We start from the raw sequence: 20,590 nt of genomic DNA on the forward strand, positions 1-20,590 counted from the left end.
TTGGCCGCAAAGCCGTCGTAAAACCTAAGTCCCAGATCTGCCTGACACACCGAGGGCACCGGTTTTATGGCCGCTTCGCGCCCAATCGCGGCTAACAGCCGCTCCCACAGGGGGTGGCGTGTTGCGCTTGGTTGAGATGTGTAGATGCCCATGCAGCGATGAGGCCAGGAGCCTCACCGGGAAACCACCTGCCAGCCACCACCCAACGCCTTGTACAACGCCACGCTACCCTGCACCCGCGCCAGCCTTAGCTGCACCTGCTGATCCTGCGCCTGGTACAGGGTGCGCTGGGTCTCCAGCACGGTGAGCAAGGTTTCCGCCCCGGCCCGATAGCGACTTTCCGCCAGCTCGAATGCCGTGCGCGCCTGGCGCACTTCCTCGTCCTGCCACTGACGTTGGCGGTCCACGCCACCGATCCCGTTCAGTGCCTTTTCCACATCACCGAACGCCGCCACGATGCTGCCGCGATACAGCTCCAGCAACTCCTCCTGCTCGGCGCTGGCCTTGTCGCGCTCGGCCTTGAGCCGGCCATTGTTGAAGATCGGCGCCGCCAGCCCGGCGGTCAGGCTGTAGTAGGGGCTGCGCAGTATCTGGTCGAATATCTGGGCGCCAGAACCAAAGGTGGTACCCAGGGTCAGGCTCGGCAGCATCGCGGCCCGCGCCACCTGAACATTGGCCTGCGCCGCGGCCATGCGCGCTTCGGCGGCGGCGATATCCGGCCGTCTGCCGAGCAGGTCGCTGGGCACGCCGGTACCGATCTCCGGCCAATGAATGGATTCGAAGTGTTCACCACTGGCCGGCAATTGCTGCACCGGTTCGCCGAGCAAGGTCGCCAGGGTAATGCGGGTGTCCTGCAACTGCTGCTCCAGCAACGGCACCTGGCGCTCCTGCGCCGCCACCAGGCTGCGCTGCTGGGCTAGCTCCAGGGCGGTGGCCGAGCCGGCGTCATGTCGGGTCTGGACCAGCTTGAGGACATCCCGGGCGTTGGTCAGGTTGAGCCGGGCAATCTCCAGTTGTTCGACCAGGGCCAGGCTTTGCAGGTAGCTGCTGGCGACGCCACTGAACAGGGTCAGTTCCACTGTCTGGCGATCGAAGCGGCTGGCGTCGAGGCTGTGCAGGGCACTGTCGCGGGCGGCGGCCTTGCCGCCCCAGAAGTCCACCTCGTAGCTGGCGCTGAGGGCAGAACCGTAGGAGGTGTAGGTGCGTTCGCTGCTGCTGGCATCGATGCCGTTGTAGCCATTGCCGTGCAACAGGCGCTGGCGGCTGGCGTCGAGGCCGAACTTCACTTCCGGCAGCAGGGGCGCGCCGGCGATCACCGCGCTGGCCTGGGCCTGGCGGACCCGGGCCATGGCTGCGGCCAGGTCGAAACTGTTGTTCCGCGCCTGTTCGATCAAGAGGTCCAGTTGTGGGCTGGCGAAGGCCTGCCACCACGGACCGTCGGCGATCGCCGCCGGGGAGGCTGGCTGGCCTTGCCATTGCGCCGGAGCGGCGGGCAGGGTGCTCTCGGGAGTCTGGCTGGCGCAGGCAGCGAGCAGCACGCAAAGGGACAGAAGGCTGAGACGGCTGGAGTTCATCGCTTATTCGCTTGTCAGGGCTTTGACCGGATCGAGCCGGGCTGCTTTGCGGGCCGGCATGAAGCCGAACACCACGCCGGTCATCACGGCGCAGGTAAAGGCGCCGAGCACGGCACCGAGAGAGAAGGCCACGGCGATATCGGCGAGCATCAGTCCGCCACCGATCAGCGCGGCGAGGATGATTCCGGTCACCCCGCCGACCATCGACAGCAGCACCGCCTCGGTGAGGAACTGGCGCAGGATGTCGCGCTGGCGTGCGCCGGTGGCCATGCGGATACCGATCTCGCGGGTGCGTTCGCGGACCGTCATCAGCATGATGTTCATCACCCCGATACCGCCCACCAGCAGGGAAATCGCCGCGATCGCCCCGAGCATCAGCGACAGGGTGTTCTGCGTGCGGGCTTCGGCCTGGATCAATGCGGCGAAGTTGGTCAGTTCGTAGTCCTGCTTGCCGTGGTGCAGCTTGCGCATCAGGTGGTCGATGGCGACTTCGGTTTCCTTGACCCGGGTCGAGTCGACGGCGGCGATGGTCACGTATTCCGGATCGAGGCTGCCGAACAGGCGCACCGACGCTGCGGAGTAGGGCACGACGATGCGCCCGTCGCTATCGCTGTCGCCGGAGCTGGCGCCCTTGGCGACGAGGATACCGAGGACCTGAAAGGGCACGTTGCCGATCAGGATGTATTCACCGATGGGGTTGCGTTCGGCGAACAGCTTTTCCTTGACCTTCGGTCCGATCACCGCCACGGCGGCAGCGTTGCGTTCGTCGGCTTCGGTGAAGAAACTGCCCTCGACCACCGGCCAGTTGAAGATCGCCGGGAATTCGGTGTTGTTGCCGCCGACGTAGAACTTGTGGCTGGCATTGCCGTAGCGCACGGTCAGTTCGCTGCCGATCACCGGCATGATCTTTTTCACCTGGGGCAGCCCGGAGAGGGCTTCGACATCGTCGAGGGTGACCCGCCCTGGCGGCTCGTGAAGGCTGGCTGACTTGGCGTTGAGGTAAAGGATGTTCGAGCCGAACGCGGCCATCTGCGCCACTACCTGGCGCTTGCTGCCTTCGCCGACGGCGAGCATGACCACCACCGAGGCGACCCCGATGACAATGCCGAGCAGGGTCAGGGCGGTGCGGAAGCGGTTGATCCACATGACCCGCCAGGCCGCTTGCAGGGCTTCGAGCAACTCGCCTTTCCAGGCGCCGGTCTGGGTTGCGCCGCGGTCCAGGTGCTGGCGCAGTTCTTCGGCCCGGGGGCCGGCCTTGGCGGGTTGGCGCTCTTGCTGCTGGTTGATCGAGTCGCTGATTACCAGGCCGTCGCGGATCTCGATGACCCGCTGGGCGCGGGCGGCGACTTCGCGGTCGTGGGTGATGAGGATGATCACATGGCCCTGGCTGGCCAGTTCGTCGAGCAGCGCCATGACCTCGGCACCGCTCTGGCTGTCGAGGGCGCCGGTGGGTTCGTCGGCGAGGATGATATGGCCGCCGTTCATCAGCGCCCGGGCAATCGAAACCCGCTGCTGCTGACCGCCGGAGAGCTGGTGCGGGCGGTTGCCGGTGCGTCCAGCCAGGCCCAGGCGCTCCAGCAGGGCAGCGGCGCGGGCATGGCGCTCATCGGCCGGGGTGCCGGCGTAGATGGCGGGCATCTCGACGTTTTCCTGGGCCGAGCCGGAGGCGATCAAGTGATAGCCCTGGAACACGAAACCGAAGGCTTCGCGGCGCAGCCAGGCGAGCTCGTCGCTGTCCAGTTCGGCGACATCCTTGCCGGCGAACAGGTACTGGCCGCTGGTGGGACGGTCGAGGCAGCCGAGGATATTCATCAACGTCGACTTGCCGGAGCCCGAGGCACCGACGATGGCGACGAACTCGCCCGGGTGGATGGCCAGGTCGACGCCGCGCACCACTTCGACTTTCGGCGTGTCGATGCCGCCGTAGGATTTGCGGATATCGCGCAGTTCGATCAGCGGTGTGCTCATTCAACCTCCGCTGGCGACGGGGGCGCCGATCAGCAGGTGCTCGCCTTCGGCCAGGCCGTCGAGGATCTGTACCCGCAGGCGGTCGCTGATGCCGGTGCGGACGTGGCGCACCTGCACCTTGCCGTCGCGATCGACCACCTGGGCCAGGCGTTGGTCGGCCTTGCCGCCGTCCTCTTCGAGGGCGGCCAGCGGTGCGGTCAGCACGTCGCTGGCCTGGCTGGCGACGAAGAATACCTGGGCGGTCATTTCCGCCATCAGGCTGTTGTCCGGGTTATCCACATCCAGCAGCACGGTGTAGAGCACCACCTTGCCGCCGCTGCTGCTACCGCCGCTGGACGAGCCGCCGCTGCTCTGCATCGAAGGGTCGAGGGGCTTGGGCGGGATCGGCAGGATCTGCCGCACCGTGCTGACCCAGCGGCGCTTGCCGCCGGCCAGGGTGGTGAAGTAGGCCTGCATGCCCGGCTTGACGTGACCGATGTCGGCTTCCGAGACCTGGGCCCAGACGGTCATCGGCGACAGCCTGGCAATGCGCAGGATCAGCGGCGTCTGCTGCTGGGCGTTGAGGGTCTGGCCTTCGCGGGCATCCACCGCGACCACGGTGCCGGACATCGGTGCGTAGATCCGCGTGTAGCCCAGCTCGGCTTCGTCGCTGCGCAGGCTGGCCTGGGCCTGGAGGATCTGCGCGCGGTACATGTCGATCCGCGCCTGGGTCACCTTGAGCTGGGCCTGGGCGGTCTGCACGTCTTCCTCGCGGGTGGCGCCGCCGGCGGCCAGGCTCTGCTGGCGCTTGTACTGTTGCTCGGCGAGCTTGTACTGGGCCTGCTGTTCGGCCAGTTGCGCCTTGAGGTTGTCGATGGAATAGCGGCCGGCATCGAGCTTGGCCTGCTGGGTCGAAGGATCGATTTCCACCAGCAGTTGACCTTCCTTGACCTGGTCGCCGGGTTCGACATGCAGCTTGCGGATCTGCCCGGAAGCCTGGGCGCCGACATCCACATAGCGGCGCGGTTGCAGGGTGCCGAGGGCGGTCACGCTGCTTTCGATATTGCCGCGGGTGACCGCGACCGTGCTCTGCGGGTCATGGCCCGGCAGGGTTTTCCAGGCCACCAGGGCGCCGAGGCTGGCCAGGCCGAGGGCGCAGAGCAGCAGGCGGCGTTTGAAAGTCGGACGTCTCATGCGGGGTTCCAGCCAATGGGTTCGGCCCGTGCCGCGCGTGGGCGGTACGGGAGACTCCCAGATAAACGAAGGGCTTGCGCCCCGATTTACCCGCAGACGATGGGAGCCGTGGCGGGCGAGGGCGGGCAATACTAGGCTGAAAGGGGTAAGTGCATGTGAGAACCATTTACTGTTGGCCGATATAATCGTCTGTTTCGGAGCAACCAGCGAATCGGCTACTTCAACAATATATTGACGCTTCCTTGATTTCCGCCGGTTTCCCGTCAACTATCAATGAAAGCACCCACGGAACGCCGCTTCGCGCGGTACGTCGACCAAGGATTGTTCCCTTTAACCACTGCCCTTGGTCAACGACGATGCCCGACAAATCCCTGCGAATCCTCCTCGCCGACGCGCATCCGATGCAGCTATTGCAACTGGAGAAAATGCTCAACGGCATGGGCTACTTCCGCATCGCTCCGGTGCAGTCCTTCGACGATCTCCAGCATCTGGTGCAGAACGCCTTGCTGCCCTTCAACCTGCTGATCGGCAATATCGACCTGGCCAGCCATGCGGGCGTGGACCTGGAGCGCTTCTGCCGGGTCAATGTGCAGATCCAGCACGCGCTGTTGTACGAGTCGCAACACCTGAAGATACCGGTGCCGCCGCCGGGACAGCGCCAGGCGGTGAGCATCAGCCTGCCCAAGGTGCCCGATGACGAAACCCTGCAGGCGTTCATGGCGTTGGTGGATACACCGCGGGTGATCGGCCAGTTGCCCCGGCCAACCGGCAAGCCGGGCGTGCGCGGGCCGGCGAAGCGCTGGCAGAACATGGGCCAGACGGTGTTCTCCCGTCCCTCCTGAGGCGCCTGCTTCCCGGCGCATTTTTGATATGCTCTGCCCCTCGTTGCGGCCCGCCTGGTGCGCGGCCCCGTTCATTCCTGCGGAAATCCCTATGACTGCCAACGACTCGACGCGGCTTTCGCGCGGCGACCACAAGACCCTTGGCCTGGCGGCCCTGGGCGGTGCGCTGGAGATCTACGATTTCATCATCTTCGTGTTTTTTGCCCTGACCCTGAGTCAGTTGTTCTTCCCGCCGGAAATGCCCGAGTGGCTGCGTCTGCTGCAGAGCTTCGGGATCTTCGTCACCGGCTACCTGGCACGGCCGTTGGGCGGCATCCTCATGGCCCATTTCGCCGATCATCTGGGGCGCAAGAAGGTGTTCAGCCTGAGCATCCTGATGATGGCCTTGCCCTGTCTGCTGATCGGTGTAATGCCGACCTATGCCGAGATCGGTTATGCGGCGCCGCTGATCCTGCTGGCGCTGCGCATTCTGCAGGGGGCTGCGGTGGGCGGCGAGGTGCCGAGTGCCTGGACCTTCGTCGCCGAGCATGCACCGGTCGGGCGACGCGGCTATGCCTTGGGCTTTCTCCAGGCCGGGCTGACCTTCGGTTACCTGCTCGGCGCCCTGACCGCCACCCTGCTGGCGCAGCTCTTTACTCCCCAGGAAATCCTCGATCACGCCTGGCGCTATCCGTTCCTGCTTGGCGGCGTGTTCGGGGTGATCGGAGTGTGGCTACGGCGCTGGCTCAGCGAAACCCCGATCTTTCTTGCCCTGGAGCGCCAGCGCAACGACAAGCCGGTGGAGTTCCCCTTGCGTGCAGTCTTGCGCGAGCATCGCCGGGCTCTGGTGCCGGCGGCATTGCTGACCTGCGTGCTGACCTCGGCCGTGGTGGTGCTGGTGGTGATCACCCCGACCGTGATGCAGCAACGTTTCGGCATGACTGCCGGGCACACCTTCGCCTTGAGCAGCATCGGCATCGTCTTCCTTAATATCGGCTGCGTGCTGGCCGGGATGCTGGTGGACCGCATCGGGGCCTGGCGTGCGTTGGTCCTGTATTCGCTTTTGCTTCCGCTGGGGATTGGTGCGCTGTACGGCAGCCTGGTCGCCGGCTGGGACACTGTCGGCACGGCTTACGCCCTGGCCGGCCTGGCGTGCGGTGTGGTGGGGGTGGTGCCGTCGGTGATGGTCGGGCTGTTTCCGGCGCGGATCCGGGTGTCGGGGATTTCCTTTACCTACAACGTCGCCTATGCGCTGTGGGCGAGTACCACACCATTGCTGCTGATCGCGCTGATGCCCTGGAGTCCGTGGGTGTGCGTGGGGTTCTGTGCAGTGATGGGGCTGGTTGGTGTGCTGACGGCCCTGTATTTCAGTGGGCGTGAGCAGTTGAGTGCGGAAGAGGATCTGGCGTTGGCCAATAGCTGAGCCCGATGCAATGAAAAGCCCCTCTCACCTTGCGGTGGAGGGGCTTTTTCGTGGCCGGTGACTTACATGTTCGGGTAGGTCGGTCCGCCCGCACCTTCAGGGGTAACCCAGGTGATGTTCTGCGATGGATCCTTGATGTCGCAGGTCTTGCAGTGCACGCAGTTCTGCGCGTTGATCTGGAAGCGCTTGCTGCCGTCTTCCTGGGCGATCACCTCGTATACGCCAGCCGGGCAGTAGCGCTGCGCCGGTTCGTCGTACAGCGGCAGGTTGGTGCCGATCGGGATGCCGGCGTCGGCCAGCTTGAGGTGGCAGGGCTGCTCTTCTTCATGGTTGGTGCTGGAGAGGAACACCGAGCTCAGTTTGTCGAAGCTGAGCTTGCCGTCCGGTTTCGGGTAGTCGATCTTTTTCGAGTCGGCGGCCAGCTTGAGGCAGGCGTAGTCCGGCTTTGTGTCGTGCAGGGTGAACGGCAGCTTGCCGCCGAACCAGTTCTGGTCGACGTAGTTGAACGCGCCGCCGAGCAGTGGGCCGAACTTGTGCAGGGCCGGGCCGAAGTTGCGGCTGGCGAACAGTTCTTCGTACAGCCAGCTGGCCTTGAAGGCGTCGACGTAGGTATTGAGTGCGTCGCCACCCTCGCTACCGGCGATCAGCGCGTCGGCCACGGCGTCGGCGGCGAGCATGCCGGACTTCATCGCGGTGTGGCTGCCCTTGATCTTGGAGAAGTTCAGGGTGCCGAGGTCGCAGCCGATCAGGGCGCCGCCGTTGAAGACCATCTTCGGCAGCGAGTTCAGGCCGCCCTTGCAGATGGCTCGGGCGCCGTAGCTGATGCGCTTGCCGCCTTCGAGGTACTGCTTCATCACCGGGTGGTGCTTGAGGCGCTGGAATTCGTCGAATGGCGAGAGGAACGGGTTGCTGTAGGACAGGTCGACGATCAGGCCGACCACCACCTGGTTGTTTTCCAGGTGATAGAGGAAGGAACCACCGGTGTTTTCCTTGCTGGTCACGTCCAGCGGCCAGCCGGCGGTGTGCACCACCAGGCCTTGCTCGTGCTTGGCCGGGTCGATTTCCCAGATTTCCTTGAGGCCGATGCCGTAGTGCTGGGCGTCGGCATCGCTGTCGAGGTTGAAGCGCTTGATCAGCTGCTTGCCCAGGTGGCCGCGGCAGCCTTCGGCGAACAGGGTGTACTTGCCGCGCAGTTCCATGCCGGGGGTGTACATGCCGTCCTTCGGCTGGCCTTCACGATCCACACCCATGTCGCCGGTGATGATGCCGCGGACCACGCCGTTGTCGTCGAACAGCACTTCCTGGGCGGCGAAGCCCGGGTAGATCTCGACGCCAAGGTTCTCGGCCTGCTGGGCCAGCCAGCGGCACAGGTTGCCGAGGGAGATGATGTAGTTGCCCTGGTTGTGCATGGTCTTGGGCACGAACAGGTCGGGGACCTTGGTCGCGCTTTCGCCATTTTTCAGGACGTAGATGTCGTCGCGCTTGACCTCGGTGTTGAGCGGTGCGCCGAGTTCCTTCCAGTCGGGGAACAGTTCGTTCAGGGCACGGGGTTCGAACACCGCGCCGGAGAGGATGTGCGCGCCGACCTCGGAACCTTTCTCGACCACGCAGACGCTGATTTCGCTACCGGCTTCGGCGGCCTTCTGCTTCAGTCGGCAGGCGGCGGACAGGCCCGCCGGGCCTGCGCCGACGACGACCACGTCGAATTCCATGTATTCGCGTTCCACAGGTTCTCTCCTACTCAAGGCTCTCGGTTTTTCTTTGTAGTGGGTGTTAGGCGGTCACTTCGAAGGGGGCGATTCTGTAGCTTCGGGGGATGACGTACTACACCGCTTTCTCTTGGCCGCGCATTATAACTACACCACTTGCGCGGTCCAATACAAACGTTTGTTTGAATTTGCCGCAGCCCAGTAAAATCAAAGTGGCGCGGCTTGAAGCTGGCGGTTTTGCCGTATTGACCGGATTGGGCGTTACGGTCAAGATACGGGCGGTTTTACGCTCGCCGTAGGCTGACCGTCGGATGCAGGAGCACCCCTAAAGACCTGGCAGAAAGCAGGGCAGTTACGCCAATCCGGGGTTTGTAGTGAAGTTTACACGTCACCACAAAAAATGACTCACGGGTTTTGCGATGAAGGGTCGAAACGAGACTGGCCAGTCAGTCTAATTTTGTCCCGCTGCAATCGTTTTTAGAGGTGCCCTTGTACCCACGCAATCGCCGGGTCCGGCCCAGGCGACATTCTTTTCACCGGAGAGTAACGAGGAATCCATGAAGGTTCTTGTAGCTGTCAAACGAGTGGTCGACTACAACGTCAAGGTTCGCGTCAAGGCGGACAACTCCGGCGTCGACCTCGCCAACGTCAAAATGTCCATGAACCCCTTCTGCGAGATCGCCGTCGAAGAAGCCGTACGCCTGAAAGAGAAAGGCGTGGCCAGCGAGATCGTCGTCGTTACCGTCGGTCCTGCCACTGCCCAGGAACAACTGCGTACCGCTCTGGCTCTGGGCGCCGACCGCGCCGTGCTGGTGGAGTCCGCCGATGAGCTGACCTCCCTGGCCGTGGCCAAGCTGCTCAAGGCCGTTGTCGACAAGGAGCAGCCTCAGCTGGTCATCCTCGGCAAGCAAGCCATCGACAGCGACAACAACCAGACCGGCCAGATGCTGGCTGCACTGACCGGTTTCGGCCAGGGCACCTTCGCGTCGAAAGTCGAAATCGCTGGCGACAAGGTCAACGTCACCCGTGAAATCGACGGCGGCCTGCAGACTGTTGCCCTGAACCTGCCGGCGATCGTCACCACCGACCTGCGCCTGAACGAGCCACGCTACGCGTCGCTGCCGAACATCATGAAGGCCAAGAAAAAGCCGCTGGAGACCGTCACTCCGGACGCGCTGGGCGTTTCCACCGCCTCGACCAACAAGACCCTGAAAGTCGAAGCTCCAGCTGCACGCAGCGCGGGCATCAAGGTCAAGTCGGTTGCTGAACTGGTCGAGAAACTGAAGAACGAGGCGAAGGTAATCTAAATGACTATCCTGGTTATCGCTGAACACGAAAACGGTGCCGTTGCACCCGCTACCCTGAACACCGTTGCCGCTGCCGCCAAGATCGGTGGCGACATCCACGTCCTGGTCGCTGGCCAGAACGTTGGTGGCGTTGCCGAAGCCGCTGCGAAAATCGCAGGCGTGGCCAAGGTCCTGGTAGCCGACAACGCTGCCTACGCCAACTTCCTGCCAGAGAACGTCGCGCCGCTGGTCGCCGAGCTGGGCAAGGGCTACAGCCACGTGCTGGCACCTGCCACCTCCAATGGCAAGAACGTCCTGCCGCGCGTTGCCGCGCTGCTCGACGTCGACCAGATCTCCGAGATCATCTCGGTTGAATCGGCCGATACCTTCAAGCGTCCGATCTACGCTGGCAACGCCATTGCCACCGTGCAATCGAGCGCTGCGGTCAAGGTCATCACCGTTCGCGCCACCGGCTTCGATGCCGTTGCTGCCGAAGGTGGTTCGGCTGCCGTTGAAGTGGTCGGCGCTGTGCACGACGCTGGCAAGTCGTCTTTCGTTGGCGAAGAACTGGCCAAGTCCGACCGCCCTGAACTGACTGCAGCCAAGATCGTCGTTTCCGGCGGCCGCGGCATGCAGAACGGTGACAACTTCAAGCATCTGTACGCTCTGGCTGACAAGCTCGGCGCGGCAGTCGGCGCTTCCCGCGCCGCAGTCGACGCAGGCTTCGTGCCGAACGACATGCAGGTCGGCCAGACCGGCAAGATCGTTGCGCCACAGCTGTACATCGCCGTCGGTATCTCCGGCGCGATCCAGCACCTGGCCGGCATGAAGGACTCGAAAGTCATCGTCGCGATCAACAAGGACGAAGAAGCGCCGATCTTCCAGGTGGCCGACTACGGCCTGGTGGCGGATCTGTTCGAAGCCGTTCCCGAGCTGGAGAAGCTGGTTTAATCCAGTCGCTTCACTTATAAAGGGCCCGGTTGTCCGGGGCGTGCGCTCGGTGGTTATCCACTGCGACACAGCCCGGGCAACCGGGCTTTTTGATTTCCGCAGGTCGAAGAAGGGGCGTGTGATGGTGCGGTTTGCACGAAAGGGAATCCTGGCGGCACTTGGGCTGGCCTGCCTGCCGTCGTTGGCGATGGCGGCCGGCAAATGCGAACGCCTGGTGGCGACGGGAAGCCCGGATGCACCGCCTTACTCGTGGCGTGATCCGCAGGATCCGCGGCACCTGATGGGGGCCAACGTCGATCTGCTCAAACAGGTCGCCGGTGAGCTGGGCCTGAAGATCGAGGTGCTGTATTCCGGCAAGCGCAGCGAGGCCCAGGCTGAGGTGCGCAGCGGTCGCATGGACTTGCTGGTGGATGCGCCGCTGGCCGTCAGCGAGCTGACTTCCATGGACTACATTCATCCGTCCGTGCTGCAGAACGAGTACGTGGTCTGGACCCGGCATGACTCCACGCTGGTGTACGACAACCTCGCCGATCTGCACAAGCATCAGGGCGCTATCTCCGAGAAAGCCCGGCTGACCCCGGAGTTTGCCGCATTCAGCAAGGCCGAATTGAAGCTGACCCAGGTTCCCAACCTGACCCAGGCCATGCAGAAGCTGCTGCTTGGGCAGGTGGATTATGTCCTCGCCGGGCGCTATGCCGGGATGGCCATGGTCCAGGGGTTGGGTATGGGCAATGACCTGGTGCCTCGCGGTCAGGCGCTCGATCATCCGGGGTTGTTTTTGGCGCTATCGCACAATTCCGCCTGCAACGACGCCTGGTTACGCGGACAGTTGGCGAAAAAACTGACAGAATTGCCGGCTTCTGGCGTAGTCCAGGCGGTGGTGCAACGCAATGTCGAGCGCTGGCAGGCGCAGTTGCAGGCGCCACTCGATGCCCCAAAACAGTAGGAAGACCGTGTGAGAATTCAACCGCTATTCGTTGCCCTGGCAGCGCTGGCCCTGGCCGGTTGCGCCAGTGATCCAGCTCCCCTGGAGCAGATGCGCCTGTCCGAACAGGCTGTGGAGCAAGCCAAGGCAGTAGGTGCTACTGACGATGTTGCCGAGCTCAAGCTGGCTGAAGACAAGCTGGAGCGGGCTCGTTCGAACATGCTCGGCGAATCGTTCCGCGATGCTCGGATGCGTGCCGAGCAGTCCGAGCTGGATGCGCGCCTGGCCGAGGCCAAGGTGCTGACCCTGAAAAGCCAGGAGCAACTGACGCTGCTGCAGTCCCGGGTAGACCGTCTTCGCAAGCAACTGGGGGAACAGCAGTGAGTTCGATCAAGCCTCTGGCATTGCTGGCCATCGTCGGTGTTCTCGGATTGCAGGGCTGCGCCAGCGAGCGCAGCGAGGTCGCTCTGGATCAGGCAAGCAGTGCTTTCCAGTCGGTCAAGGATGATTCCAATGTGCTGCGCAGCGCGCCACGGGATGTCATTCGTGCCGGCGAGTCGCTGGCCAAGGCCGAGCGTCTGGCCACCTATTGGGGGACTGGTAGCGACGTGCGCCACTACGCCTATCTGAGCCAGCGCTACAGTGAAATCGCTCGTGAGCACAGCAATCTGGTTCTCACCCAGGAGCGTCAGGCCAAGCTGGAACTGGAGCGCCAGCGCCTGCAACTGGCCTTGCGCGAGGCCAAGCTGTCCAGCGTGCAGCAGCAGGGCAAGTGGCTGGAAGAGCAGATCATCAGCCTTGCCACCACCGATACCGATCGTGGGCTGGTCATGACCCTGGGTGACGTGCTGTTCGACACCGGCGAGGCGGACCTGAAGAGTTCCGCCAGCCGCACCGTGCTGAAGCTGGTCCAGTTCCTCCAACTCAACCCCAAGCGTGTGGTGCGCATCGAGGGTTATACCGATAGCACCGGCAATCCGGACGACAACCTCAAGTTGTCCCGCGATCGTGCGCAGTCGGTGGCCGATATGCTGGTGGATCTGGGTATCGACGAGAAGCGGACCAAGGTGATCGGCTATGGCGACCAGTATCCGGTCGAGGCCAATGCCTCCGAGCGGGGCCGGGCGCAGAACCGGCGGGTCGAGATTGTCTTCTCCGATGAAAAGGGCAGGCTGGGCGCCGAGCGCTGAGTTGCCACTTGTCGTGACTGGAACCCGGTGATCGAAAGATCCCGGGTTTTTTCATGGGGATAATCGACGACTGCACCAGTGGCCTGTAGAAAATGATGGGCCGCTTGCCGTTTTTATATCCAAAGGAAGCTTTGCTTCGCCGTCACACAACTGTATCGTCGTCTGATCTGCAATCTGTCCCAGTACACTTGGCAACTGTTACGGTATTCTCCGTGGCTTTGATCACCATCACTGGATTGCCGGCGTGTCGAGAGAAGGATCCATGACCAACCTGTTGCTCTACCAGCGTATCGCCCAGCAGCTCGCCGAGGATATCCGTCGTGGCGTTTATCAGCCGGGTGAGCGTGTACCGTCCGTGCGCAAGATGAGTTCGCAGTTGAATGTGAGCCATGCCACGGTGCTGCAGGCTTATGCCAATCTCGAAGACCAGGGGCTGATCCGTGCCCGGCCGCAATCTGGCTACTACGTGCACCAGACCCCCGCGCTGACGGCGTCGACACCGGATATCGCCAGGGTCGAGCGGCCTGGTCTGGTCACCCGGGCCAGTATCATCCAGCAAGTGCTGACCGAAGCGCGCCGTGATGGCGTTTTCCCTCTTGGCGCGGCGGTCCCTCATGTGGATTACCTGCCAGTGCGAGCGCTGCATCAGCAATTGGCCAAGGTCACTCGTTTCCAGAGTCCGCGGGCCTTCAGCTATATGTTCAGCCCGGGCTTCGAGCCGCTGCGTCGGCAGATCGCCATCCGCATGCGTGATGCCGGGGTGGTGGTCGACCCTTCAGAAGTGGTGGTCACCCACGGTTGCGTCGATGCCTTGCAAATGTCCTTGCGGGTGCTGACCCGGCCGGGTGACTTGATCGCTGCAGAGTCCCCGACCTATTACGGCTTGCTGCAACTGGCAGATTTGCTGGGCTTGAAAGTAATCGAGATCCCTAGCGACCCCTCCACCGGGATCAGTCTTGAGGCCCTGCAACTGGCAGCCAACCAATGGTCGATCAAGGCCCTGGTGCTCACGGCACGGCTGAGCAATCCCTTGGGCGGGACCATTCCGGAGGAGCGACAGAAGCAACTGTTGCGCCTGTCCTCGGATTTCAATATCCAGATCATCGAAGACGACATCTACGGCGAGCTGATGTTCGAGCAGGGCAAGACCAAGTCGCTCAAGGCGTTCGATCGACTGGGGCGGGTCATCTACTGTTCTAGCTTTTCCAAGACCCTGTCGCCGGGTGTACGCATCGGCTGGATGATCGCTGGCAATTATCAGCAGGAAATCCAGCGTTTGCAGACCTTCAGCACCCATTCCGCGTGCAGCGTGACGCAGATGGGGGTGGCCGCCTACCTGGAAAATGGCGGCTATGACCGCCATCTGCGCTTCATTCGCCAGGAGTACCGCAAGAATCTCAGTGCCTATCAACTGGCCGTGCAGCAGTACTTCCCCGAAGGTACGCAGATGACCCGGCCAACGGGCGGGTTCATTCTCTGGGTCAGTTTGCCGGGAAGGGTCAATACCCAGGAACTGCACGTGCGGGCCCTGCAGCAAGGGATCAGTATCGCGCCGGGGCTGATCTTCAGTAACACCGAGCAGTTCAACCACTGCATTCGCCTCAACTGCGGCATCCCCTGGAATCGCGAGGCGGAGAGGGCGCTCATGACCCTGGGGATGCTGGCCAGTCAGCTGTGCCAGGAAACGGCGAGTGCTGGCTATCTGTAATCTGCACCTTGTCATGCGTGTCTGGAACGGGGAGCATAGGCACTTTCCCCTGGTGGTCTGTCGTTGCCTATGACTCTTTTGCGTTGTGTCGGACTGGTGTTGGCAGGGTTGTTTGCATTGCCTGTGGCCGGCCCGGCGCTGGCTGATCCACTGGCAACCTCCGTGTTGCTGGCCGAGGCCAAGCCGCAGGTACAGAAGGCCAATAGCGCTGTTGCCAAGAAACAGCAGCCGGCCAAGGCCAAGCCAGCCGCTGCTGCCAAGAAGCCGGTCAAGGTCAAAAAGACCGCCGCGCGCAAGAAATCCGACGCTATTGCTGCGCCACTGCCCAAGGCCAGGCTCGACTTGAGCCTTCCGCCGGATATGGTCAAGGAAATGAAGCCGGTGGAACAGATCGAGGCGGAGGTGCGCAAGCCGCTGCTTCCGGCGATGTTCGGGGAGAAGCCGGAAGCCCAGAGTCCTTTCCAGCTCAACGGGCGCCTGCTCAGCAACGAAATGCAGCTGCAACTGCGCAACGACAGTCGCCAGCAGGAAATCGAAGGCGCCGCCATCGATTTCGAATTCAAGCAGTAAGCGCTCGAAAACGAGAACCGGTCGGTCAGCGATATTTCATCTTGCCGGAATTTCAAACGCTTGTTTTAGTCGTTACTATCCTTTCATCCGCACCATTTGCGTTCCCGAGGTTCTGATTCATGAAATGCCGAGAAGGCTGCGGCGCCTGTTGCATAGCGCCATCAATCAGCTCGTCCATTCCCGGCATGCCTGAAGGCAAGCCGGCTGGCGAGCGTTGCATTCATCTCTCCGTGGCCAATATGTGCAATCTGTTCGGCAAGCCGGAGCGTCCGGCGGTCTGTTCCGGTTTCAAGGCGGATATCGAGGTGTGTGGCAGCGATCGTGACGAGGCGATCAGGATCATCGGCTGGTGGGAGCAAATGACTGCGGCCTGAAAGCTGGATCTTCGACAATAAGGAAAACAAGCGGATGAGATCGTTCAAGCGTGTAGCAGTAATCGTGGGTTTGACTGCCTTGTCGAGCATGGCCTTTGCCGAGCAATGGCAAGTGGTCAAGGATGAGCAGGGTATCCAGGTGTCCCTCAGCGATGTAGCCGGTTCCAAGTACAAGGCTTATCGCGGGGTCACCCTGATCAAGGCGCCGCTGGCGACCATCACCCGGTTGCAGGAGGACGTTGCCGGTTCCTGTGCCTGGATTCATGAGTGCAAGCAGCAGAAGCTGCTCAAGCATGAGGGCGACCAGACCTGGACTTACGCCCAGTTCAATACTCCCTGGCCAGTGACTGCACGTGATTCGGTGCTGCATATCACCACCGAGCAAGGTGCTGATGGCAGCGTGACCCGCAAGATCGAGGCTGCACCGACCTATCAGCCGGAAGAAAAGGGCTTTGTGCGGGTGGCGGCGGCCACTGGTTTCTGGAAGCTGGTGTCCAAGGGTGATGCCACCGAAGTGACCTACCAGTTGCACACTGATCCTGGCGGTAGCGTGCCGTCCTGGTTGTCGAACAAATTCGTCGTCGAAGCGCCGTTCAATACCTTGAAAGCGCTGAAGGAAAGAGCTGAAGCAGCCAAATAAGACATAACAGTTTCTAAGTGGTCGCTATTACTCGGAAACTGTAATTATTGGGCTAACAAAAAAGGCTGCCATCAGGCAGCCTTTTTTGTGTCTGGTCGACGGCTTACTTGCGGTCTTCCAGCTTGACCAGGTCGCGGGACTCGTAGCCGGTGTACAGCTGACGAGGGCGGCCGATCTTGTACGGGCTGGAGAGCATTTCCTTCCAGTGCGAGATCCAGCCGACGGTACGCGCCAGGGCGAAGATCACGGTGAACATGCTGGTTGGAATGCCGATCGCCTTCAGGATGATGCCCGAGTAGAAGTCGACGTTCGGGTACAGCGAGCGCTCGATGAAGTACGGATCGGTCAGGGCGATCTCTTCCAAGCGCATTGCCAGTTCCAGTTGCGGGTCGTTGGTGATGCCCAGCTCGCGCAGGACTTCGTCGCAGGTCTGCTTCATCACGGTGGCGCGCGGGTCGCGGTTCTTGTAGACGCGGTGACCGAAGCCCATCAGCTTGAACGGATCGTTCTTGTCCTTCGCCTTGGCGATGAACTTGTCGATGTTCGAGACGTCGCCGATTTCATCCAGCATGGTCAGCACGGCTTCGTTCGCACCGCCGTGGGCAGGGCCCCAGAGTGCGGCGATGCCGGCGGCGATACAGGCGAACGGGTTGGCACCCGACGAGCCTGCCAGGCGCACGGTGGAGGTGGAGGCGTTCTGCTCGTGGTCGGCGTGGAGGATGAAGATCCGGTCCATTGCCTTGGCCAGCACCGGGCTGATCGGTTTGATCTCGCACGGGGTGTTGAACATCATGTGCAGGAAGTTTTCCGCGTACGACAGGTCGTTGCGCGGGTACATCATGGGCTGGCCCATGGAGTACTTGTAGACCATCGCGGCCAGGGTCGGCATCTTGGCGACCAGGCGAACGGCGGAGATTTCCCGGTGTTGCGGGTTATTGATGTCCAGCGAGTCGTGGTAGAACGCCGACAGGGCGCCGACCACACCGCACATGACGGCCATCGGGTGGGCGTCGCGGCGGAAGCCGTTGAAGAAGGACTTCAACTGCTCGTGCACCATGGTGTGATTCTTCACGGTGCTGACGAACTGGGCCTTCTGCTCGGCGTTCGGCAGTTCGCCGTTGAGCAGCAGGTAGCAGGTTTCGAGGTAGTCGGATTGCTCGGCGAGCTGTTCGATCGGGTAGCCGCGGTGCAGCAGGATGCCCTTGTCGCCGTCGATGTAGGTGATCTTCGACTCGCAGGATGCGGTCGCCATGAAACCAGGGTCGAAAGTGAAGTGACCCGTGGCCCCCAACCCTCTAACGTCGATAACATCTGGACCAACGGTGCCGGTTAAAATGGGCAGCTCGACGGGGGCTGCGCCCTCGATGACCAACTGCGCTTTTTTGTCAGCCATGTGGCCTCCTATTAATGCTTGAAATCATCTGACAGACCCCCCACGCAGGGCCCGCATCACTATAGAGAGATAAATTCGAAAGTCAATTTGCCTAAAGCACGGTTGTAATGGGGCTTAGGCACTGTTTTTCCTCGAAAATGCCGCCCATTTACGCCTTTTGTTCGATAAAGGCAATGCGCTATTTGGGCTACCCCTTCACGTTGTCATTAGTAGCCTAACTGTCTATACTCGGCACCCGACCGCCAGGGGCATCCGCGCCCGTCTCACTGGGGGTCGCCGCTCCCTGGGTGGTGGGTACCTGACCAGTACACTTACCAACAACTTTGCCCTGCTTGCTAGGGGCTCTTCAGTGTGAAAAAAGCCGTGAAAAGCCAACGACCTGTAAACCTAGACCTAAGGACCATCAAACTCCCGATCACCGCTTACACGTCCATTCTTCACCGCATCTCCGGCGTCATCCTGTTCCTGGGCCTGGCCATCATGCTTTATGCATTGGGCAAATCCCTGGGTTCCGAGGAAGGCTTTGGCGAGGTGAAGGCGTGTCTGACCAGTCCGCTGGCCAAGTTCGTGTTCTGGGCTCTGCTGTCCGCCTTGCTGTATCACCTGGTGGCCGGTGTGCGCCACCTGATCATGGACATGGGCATCGGTGAGACGCTGGAAGGCGGCAAACTGGGCTCGAAAATTGTCATCGTCATCTCCGTGGTGGTGATCGTGCTGGCGGGAGTTTGGATATGGTAACCAACGTCACGAACCTTTCGCGTTCGGGCCTCTATGACTGGATGGCGCAGCGCGTTTCTGCGGTCGTTCTCGCGGCTTATTTCATCTTCCTGATCGGCTACCTGGTGGCGCACCCTGGCATCGAATATGCCCAGTGGCACGCTCTGTTCTCCAATAACGCGATGCGTATCTTCAGTCTGCTGGCACTGGTTGCCCTGGGCGCTCACGCCTGGGTCGGCATGTGGACCATTGCAACCGACTACCTGACCCCTATGGCGTTCGGCAAGTCGGCGACTGCGATTCGTTTCCTGTTCCAGGCGGTATGTGGTGTCGCGATGTTCGCGTACTTCGTCTGGGGTGTGCAGATTCTCTGGGGTATCTGATTCATGGCTATCATTCCAACCATTTCTTTCGACGCCATCATCGTTGGTGGTGGCGGCGCCGGCATGCGCGCTGCGTTGCAGCTGGCCCAGGGTGGTCACAAGACTGCCGTGATCACCAAGGTCTTCCCGACCCGCTCGCACACTGTATCCGCCCAGGGCGGCATCACCTGCGCCATCGCTTCGGCCGACCCGAACGATGACTGGCGCTGGCACATGTACGATACCGTCAAGGGTTCCGACTACATCGGTGACCAGGACGCTATCGAATACATGTGTCAGGAAGGCCCGGCTGCGGTTTTCGAGCTGGACCACATGGGTCTGCCGTTCTCGCGTACCGAAACCGGCCGTATCTACCAGCGTCCGTTCGGCGGTCAGTCCAAGGACTTCGGTAAAGGTGGCCAGGCTGCCCGTACCTGCGCCGCTTCCGACCGTACCGGTCACGCGCTGCTGCACACCCTGTACCAGGGCAACCTGAAGGCAGGCACCACCTTCCTCAACGAGTACTACGCAGTTGACCTGGTGAAAAACCAGGACGGCGCGTTCGTCGGTGTGATCGCTATCTGCATCGAAACCGGCGAAACCCAGTACATCCGTTCGAAGGCAACTGTACTGGCCACTGGCGGTGCAGGTCGTATCTATGCTTCGACCACCAACGCCCTGATCAACACCGGTGACGGCGTGGGCATGGCCCTGCGTGCCGGCGTTCCGGTGCAGGACATCGAAATGTGGCAGTTCCACCCAACCGGCATCGCCGGCGCAGGTGTACTGGTCACCGAGGGTTGCCGCGGTGAGGGTGGCTACCTGATCAACAAGCATGGCGAGCGTTTCATGGAGCGTTATGCTCCGAACGCCAAGGACCTTGCAGGTCGTGACGTCGTGGCGCGTTCGATGGTCAAGGAAATCATCGCCGGCAACGGCTGCGGTCCGAACGGCGACCACGTGATGCTGAAGCTCGACCACCTCGGTGAGGAAGTCCTGCACAGCCGCCTGCCAGGCATCTGCGAACTGTCCAAGACCTTCGCCCACGTCGACCCTGTGGTCGCGCCGGTTCCGGTCGTTCCAACCTGCCACTACATGATGGGCGGCGTTGCCACCAATATTCATGGCCAGGCCATCACCCAGGACGCCAACGGTCAGGACCAGATCATTCCAGGTCTGTTCGCCGTAGGTGAAGTCGCTTGCGTATCGGTACACGGTGCCAACCGTCTGGGCGGCAACTCGCTGCTCGACCTGGTGGTATTCGGTCGCGCCGCCGGCCTGCACCTGGAAAAAGCGCTGACCGACGGTATCGAATACCGCGACGCCAGCGACACCGACGTCGAAGTTGCCCTGAACCGCCTGAACAAGCTCAACGAGCGTACCACTGGCGAAGACGTGGCAACCCTGAAGCGCGAGCTGCAGAGCTGCATGCAGAACTACTTCGGTGTGTTCCGTACCGGCGAATACATGCAGAAAGGTATCGCCCAGCTGGCCGATCTGCGCGAGCGTATCGCCAACGTCAAGATCAACGACAAGTCCCAGGCCTTCAACACCGCACGTATCGAAGCGCTGGAGCTGCAGAACCTGCTGGAAGTCGCTGAAGCTACCGCCATCGCGGCCGAAGTCCGTAAAGAGTCCCGTGGCGCTCACGCCCGTGAAGACTACGAAGACCGTGACGACGAAAACTGGCTGTGCCACACCCTGTACTTCCCAGGTGAGAAGCGGGTTGCCAAACGTGCAGTCAACTTCGCGCCGAAGACCGTACCGGCGTTCGAACCAAAAGTCCGGACTTACTAAGGGTGGCTG

General features: G+C 62.0%; 19 protein-coding genes. 14 read left to right on the plus strand and 5 right to left on the minus strand.

The annotated features are described in order from the left end of the window. Positions 1-173: 173 nt before the first annotated feature. The 3 genes from ACODSK_RS11165 to ACODSK_RS11175 are packed head-to-tail and all read right to left on the minus strand — an operon-like array spanning position 174 to position 4,715. Positions 174-1,574: an efflux transporter outer membrane subunit gene (locus ACODSK_RS11165; protein WP_489015982.1), complete on the minus strand. Its 1,401-nt coding sequence runs from the start codon at positions 1,572-1,574 to the stop codon at positions 174-176. A 3-nt stretch (positions 1,575-1,577) separates the two neighbouring features. Continuing rightward, positions 1,578-3,542: a MacB family efflux pump subunit gene (locus ACODSK_RS11170; protein ID WP_489015984.1), complete on the minus strand. Its 1,965-nt coding sequence runs from the start codon at positions 3,540-3,542 to the stop codon at positions 1,578-1,580. Then, positions 3,543-4,715: an efflux RND transporter periplasmic adaptor subunit gene (locus ACODSK_RS11175; protein WP_489015985.1), complete on the minus strand. Its 1,173-nt coding sequence runs from the start codon at positions 4,713-4,715 to the stop codon at positions 3,543-3,545. 356 nt (positions 4,716-5,071) lie between these two features. Here ACODSK_RS11175 and ACODSK_RS11180 point away from each other — a divergent pair, with 356 nt between their 5' ends. Together ACODSK_RS11180 and ACODSK_RS11185 are read left to right on the plus strand one after the other, a co-directional pair. After that, complete coding sequence (locus ACODSK_RS11180) at positions 5,072-5,557, plus strand: histidine kinase (protein ID WP_489015987.1); 486 nt, start codon at positions 5,072-5,074, stop codon at positions 5,555-5,557. A 91-nt stretch (positions 5,558-5,648) separates the two neighbouring features. Further along, on the plus strand, positions 5,649-6,959 hold the full coding sequence (locus tag ACODSK_RS11185; RefSeq protein WP_489015989.1) for an MFS transporter: 1,311 nt from the start codon (positions 5,649-5,651) through the stop codon (positions 6,957-6,959). A 62-nt stretch (positions 6,960-7,021) separates the two neighbouring features. On the opposite strand, the gene ACODSK_RS11190 is transcribed toward ACODSK_RS11185, so the two are convergent. Further along, complete coding sequence (locus ACODSK_RS11190; RefSeq protein ID WP_489015991.1) at positions 7,022-8,686, minus strand: electron transfer flavoprotein-ubiquinone oxidoreductase; 1,665 nt, start codon at positions 8,684-8,686, stop codon at positions 7,022-7,024. A 539-nt stretch (positions 8,687-9,225) separates the two neighbouring features. Here ACODSK_RS11190 and ACODSK_RS11195 point away from each other — a divergent pair. The 9 genes from ACODSK_RS11195 (at position 9,226) to ACODSK_RS11235 (ending at position 16,312) form a co-directional block, all read left to right on the plus strand. Continuing rightward, positions 9,226-9,975 (plus strand): electron transfer flavoprotein subunit beta/FixA family protein, encoded by a 750-nt coding sequence (locus ACODSK_RS11195; RefSeq protein ID WP_489015993.1) that lies wholly within the window; start codon positions 9,226-9,228, stop codon positions 9,973-9,975. Continuing rightward, positions 9,976-10,905 (plus strand): electron transfer flavoprotein subunit alpha/FixB family protein, encoded by a 930-nt coding sequence (locus ACODSK_RS11200; RefSeq protein ID WP_489015995.1) that lies wholly within the window; start codon positions 9,976-9,978, stop codon positions 10,903-10,905. A 121-nt stretch (positions 10,906-11,026) separates the two neighbouring features. Continuing rightward, positions 11,027-11,851 (plus strand): substrate-binding periplasmic protein, encoded by an 825-nt coding sequence (locus tag ACODSK_RS11205; RefSeq protein ID WP_489015997.1) that lies wholly within the window; start codon positions 11,027-11,029, stop codon positions 11,849-11,851. Positions 11,852-11,860: 9 nt separating this feature from the next. Continuing rightward, positions 11,861-12,214 (plus strand): DUF4398 domain-containing protein, encoded by a 354-nt coding sequence (locus tag ACODSK_RS11210; RefSeq protein ID WP_489015999.1) that lies wholly within the window; start codon positions 11,861-11,863, stop codon positions 12,212-12,214. Further along, positions 12,211-13,020, plus strand: a complete 810-nt coding sequence (locus ACODSK_RS11215) for an OmpA family protein (RefSeq protein ID WP_489016001.1) — start codon at positions 12,211-12,213, stop codon at positions 13,018-13,020. Before ACODSK_RS11210 ends, ACODSK_RS11215 begins: the two co-directional genes overlap by 4 nt. A 262-nt stretch (positions 13,021-13,282) precedes the next feature. Next, positions 13,283-14,728 (plus strand): aminotransferase-like domain-containing protein, encoded by a 1,446-nt coding sequence (locus ACODSK_RS11220; protein WP_064301828.1) that lies wholly within the window; start codon positions 13,283-13,285, stop codon positions 14,726-14,728. A 69-nt stretch (positions 14,729-14,797) separates the two neighbouring features. Next, a complete protein-coding gene (locus ACODSK_RS11225) occupies positions 14,798-15,298 on the plus strand; it encodes a translation initiation factor 2 (RefSeq protein WP_489016015.1) in 501 nt (166 codons plus the stop codon). Between the two features lie 119 nt (positions 15,299-15,417). Beyond that, the gene (locus ACODSK_RS11230; protein WP_489016002.1) at positions 15,418-15,672 is read left to right on the plus strand and encodes a YkgJ family cysteine cluster protein; all 255 of its coding nucleotides are present in this window, start codon (positions 15,418-15,420) and stop codon (positions 15,670-15,672) included. Positions 15,673-15,706: 34 nt separating this feature from the next. Continuing rightward, positions 15,707-16,312: an START domain-containing protein gene (locus ACODSK_RS11235; RefSeq protein ID WP_489016004.1), complete on the plus strand. Its 606-nt coding sequence runs from the start codon at positions 15,707-15,709 to the stop codon at positions 16,310-16,312. Positions 16,313-16,415: 103 nt separating this feature from the next. On the opposite strand, the gene gltA is transcribed toward ACODSK_RS11235, so the two are convergent. Continuing rightward, a complete protein-coding gene (gene gltA, locus ACODSK_RS11240) occupies positions 16,416-17,705 on the minus strand; it encodes a citrate synthase (RefSeq protein ID WP_009396293.1) in 1,290 nt (429 codons plus the stop codon). A 351-nt stretch (positions 17,706-18,056) separates the two neighbouring features. Here gltA and sdhC point away from each other — a divergent pair, with 351 nt between their 5' ends. Genes sdhC through sdhA form a run of 3 tightly spaced genes read left to right on the plus strand, consistent with a single transcriptional unit; the run spans position 18,057 to position 20,581 of the window. Beyond that, positions 18,057-18,443 carry a succinate dehydrogenase, cytochrome b556 subunit gene (sdhC, locus tag ACODSK_RS11245; RefSeq protein WP_170394861.1) on the plus strand — a complete coding sequence of 129 codons (387 nt, stop codon included), beginning with the start codon at positions 18,057-18,059 and terminating at the stop codon, positions 18,441-18,443. After that, entirely contained in the window at positions 18,437-18,805 is a 369-nt protein-coding gene (gene sdhD, locus ACODSK_RS11250) for a succinate dehydrogenase, hydrophobic membrane anchor protein (protein WP_009396297.1), read from the plus strand. Before sdhC ends, sdhD begins: the two co-directional genes overlap by 7 nt. A gap of 3 nt (positions 18,806-18,808) precedes the next feature. Then, positions 18,809-20,581 carry a succinate dehydrogenase flavoprotein subunit gene (gene sdhA / locus ACODSK_RS11255; RefSeq protein ID WP_009396298.1) on the plus strand — a complete coding sequence of 591 codons (1,773 nt, stop codon included), beginning with the start codon at positions 18,809-18,811 and terminating at the stop codon, positions 20,579-20,581. Positions 20,582-20,590 lie beyond the last annotated feature (9 nt).

It is taken from the genome of Pseudomonas sp. FG98, from assembly GCF_057808595.1.

Excerpts from the sequence above, each read along its gene's own strand:
- ACODSK_RS11165 (WP_489015982.1), bottom strand. The coding sequence starts at position 1,574 with ATGAACTCCAGCCGTCTCAGCCTTCTGTCCCTTTGCGTGCTGCTCGCT.
- ACODSK_RS11170 (WP_489015984.1), bottom strand. The coding sequence starts at position 3,542 with ATGAGCACACCGCTGATCGAACTGCGCGATATCCGCAAATCCTACGGC.
- ACODSK_RS11175 (WP_489015985.1), bottom strand. The coding sequence starts at position 4,715 with ATGAGACGTCCGACTTTCAAACGCCGCCTGCTGCTCTGCGCCCTCGGC.
- ACODSK_RS11180 (WP_489015987.1), top strand. The coding sequence starts at position 5,072 with ATGCCCGACAAATCCCTGCGAATCCTCCTCGCCGACGCGCATCCGATG.
- ACODSK_RS11185 (WP_489015989.1), top strand. The coding sequence starts at position 5,649 with ATGACTGCCAACGACTCGACGCGGCTTTCGCGCGGCGACCACAAGACC.
- ACODSK_RS11195 (WP_489015993.1), top strand. The coding sequence starts at position 9,226 with ATGAAGGTTCTTGTAGCTGTCAAACGAGTGGTCGACTACAACGTCAAG.
- ACODSK_RS11200 (WP_489015995.1), top strand. The coding sequence starts at position 9,976 with ATGACTATCCTGGTTATCGCTGAACACGAAAACGGTGCCGTTGCACCC.
- ACODSK_RS11205 (WP_489015997.1), top strand. The coding sequence starts at position 11,027 with ATGGTGCGGTTTGCACGAAAGGGAATCCTGGCGGCACTTGGGCTGGCC.
- ACODSK_RS11220 (WP_064301828.1), top strand. The coding sequence starts at position 13,283 with ATGACCAACCTGTTGCTCTACCAGCGTATCGCCCAGCAGCTCGCCGAG.
- ACODSK_RS11225 (WP_489016015.1), top strand. The coding sequence starts at position 14,798 with ATGACTCTTTTGCGTTGTGTCGGACTGGTGTTGGCAGGGTTGTTTGCA.
- ACODSK_RS11230 (WP_489016002.1), top strand. The coding sequence starts at position 15,418 with ATGAAATGCCGAGAAGGCTGCGGCGCCTGTTGCATAGCGCCATCAATC.
- ACODSK_RS11235 (WP_489016004.1), top strand. The coding sequence starts at position 15,707 with ATGAGATCGTTCAAGCGTGTAGCAGTAATCGTGGGTTTGACTGCCTTG.
- gltA (WP_009396293.1), bottom strand. The coding sequence starts at position 17,705 with ATGGCTGACAAAAAAGCGCAGTTGGTCATCGAGGGCGCAGCCCCCGTC.
- sdhD (WP_009396297.1), top strand. The coding sequence starts at position 18,437 with ATGGTAACCAACGTCACGAACCTTTCGCGTTCGGGCCTCTATGACTGG.
- sdhA (WP_009396298.1), top strand. The coding sequence starts at position 18,809 with ATGGCTATCATTCCAACCATTTCTTTCGACGCCATCATCGTTGGTGGT.